This window comes from Photorhabdus namnaonensis (genome assembly GCF_001684335.1).
In the GTDB taxonomy this organism is placed as follows: domain Bacteria; phylum Pseudomonadota; class Gammaproteobacteria; order Enterobacterales; family Enterobacteriaceae; genus Photorhabdus; species Photorhabdus namnaonensis.
The window spans coordinates 83,819-86,207 of the sequence record NZ_LOIC01000086.1 but is presented as its reverse complement, the minus strand read 5'-3'; the positions used below and the strand labels follow the sequence as shown (position 1 = coordinate 86,207).

Here is a 2,389-nt window from a genome sequence, read left to right as displayed (position 1 = left end):
CTGCTCATCGTTACGGCCCAGGAATTCCAGGTTGCCGTCCGGCAGGTAGCGGGCTAAATCCCCGGTACGGTACATACGAGCGCCCGGTCGATCACTAAACGGATCCATCAGGAAACCTTCCGCCGTCAAGTCTGGCCGATTCAGGTAGCCACGAGCGACAGCGACGCCCCCAATGTAAAGTTCACCTGTGACACCCATTGGGACAGGTTTCCCGTGAATATCGAGAATATAAATCTGGGTATTGGATATTGGGCGGCCAATCGGTACGTTATCAGCAAAACAGCTCGAGTGATTGACATCAAACACGGTACAACCCACGACGGTTTCGGTTGGGCCGTACTCGTTGATGATGCGTGATCCTGGCGATAATGTCCGCCAAAGCGCAATAGTGGAACTGGGCAGTGCCTCCCCACCCACGATAAAGCAGTGAGCCGGGCATTTTTGTCCCACGGTTTTCAATTTCTGCCCCATTGCTGAAAGATGACCGGGAGTAATTTTAACCAGAGCGCCTGATTCCATTGATAACAACGCAGGAAGCAATTCAACCAGCTCCTGCCTGTCACGGAGCAAATGGATCTTGCCGCCACACAGTAAAGGCAGGTAAAGACTGGTGACCGTGGCATCAAAGGCTATCGATGACGAAACGATACTATTGCATTGCCTTTCTGTGAGGTAATCACTCCGCGCCCATAGCAGGTAGTTGCAGACACCGCGATGTTCCAGCATCACGCCTTTCGGCACACCGGTCGAACCCGAGGTATAAATCACATACGCCAGATGTCGTGAAGTGAGCGCCGGTATCTGCGGGTTGTCGTCCCGCTGGCTGAGCAATGTATTTGGGTCAAGTACAGTGCGTTCCGCCAGCGCCTTCTCACCCAACGCAGCACATCCGGCTTTATCCGCCAGTAGAATAACCGGAGCGGCATCAGTCAGAATATGCGCCAGACGCTCCCCGGTATAGACCGGATCTAGCGGCACATAGGCGCCGCCGGCTTTCAGTATTGCCAATATCCCCACCACCATTGCCGGTGAACGTGACACACAAATCGCCACTCGTTGATCCGGCTCGACGCCCAGCGCAATAAGCTGATGGGCCAGCCGGTTAGCACGGGCATTTAATTCCGCATAACCGAGGGTTTGATCTTCATACACTAATGCTATCGCATCCGGGGTTTGCTCCACCTGCTGTTCAAATAATTGATGAATACATGACACATCAGGATACGCGGTTTCCGTCGCGTTCCAGGTTTCCAGCAACAACTTGCGCTCCGTCGGAGACAGAATATCAATTTCTCCAACCGGCTGTTGAGGGTTAGCCGTCATCGCTTGCAGCACCGCGCGTAGATATTCCACCAGCCGTTCTATTGTCGATGGATCAAACAGGGCGGCGGCATAGTTCAACGCCCCAACAATCCGGCCCTCCTCTTCTGATAAGCCCAGTTCAAGATCAAACTTGACAACATCAACGGCTTGATCGACCGGTGAGACTGCCAGTTTCGGCAGTTCCCAGTCCGTGCTCTCATTGTTCTGCCAGGCAAATACCACCTGGAACAATGGAGTATGCGCCAGTCGGCGCGGCGGTTGTACAATTTCCACCACCTGTTCAAACGGTAAGTCCTGATGCTCCTGAGCCGTCAATGCGGTTTGCCGAACTCGCGCCAGCAACTCAGTCACGGTCAGCTCACCCGATAAATCCATGCGCAATGCCAACGTATTGACAAAGAAGCCAATCAACGGCTCTACTTCCTGGCGACTACGGCCGGCACTCGGGGTGCCAATCACCACATCGTCCTGACCTGACAAACGTGACAGAACCACCGCCCAGGCTGACAACAGCGTCATAAATAAGGTGACGCCCTGCTGCCCACTCAGGCGTTTCAGGGCGGTCGTTAACGCCGCATCCAGGTTAATCGGCACGGACTGCCCGGCAAACGACTGCTCCGGCGGACGAGGCCGATCTGTCGGCAGATCCAACAGAACCGGCGCGTCAGTCAGCATTACACGCCAATAGTCTGACTGAACCTGAATTCGTTCAGCCGACAGCCACTGACGCTGCCAGGCGGCGTAATCCGGGTATTGAATCGCCAACGGCGGCAACGGATCGGATTGCCCGGCCATAAACGCCGTATAGAGTGTGTTCAGTTCCTGTATCAGCACATTAGCGGACCAGCCATCGGAAATTATATGATGCAAAGTCAGCAAAAACTGATATTCGTCATCGGTGAGCCGGATGAGCGCCGCACGGATAAGCGGACCGCTTTCAAAGTCAAATGACGCATGGGCTTCCTCTATGCTCAGGCGCTCAAGAACAACATCAGCATCCGGGAGCCCGCGTAGATCATATTGAGATAACAGTAAGCCACTATTCGACGCCAACAACCGCACTTGC

Annotated in this window: 1 protein-coding gene; it reads right to left on the bottom strand. The window is 54.3% G+C overall.

What is annotated here, in order from left to right; translation table 11 throughout:
* Positions 1-2,389 (bottom strand): non-ribosomal peptide synthetase (locus Phpb_RS26130; protein ID WP_205634808.1); only part of this gene is annotated, 2,389 nt, incomplete at both ends.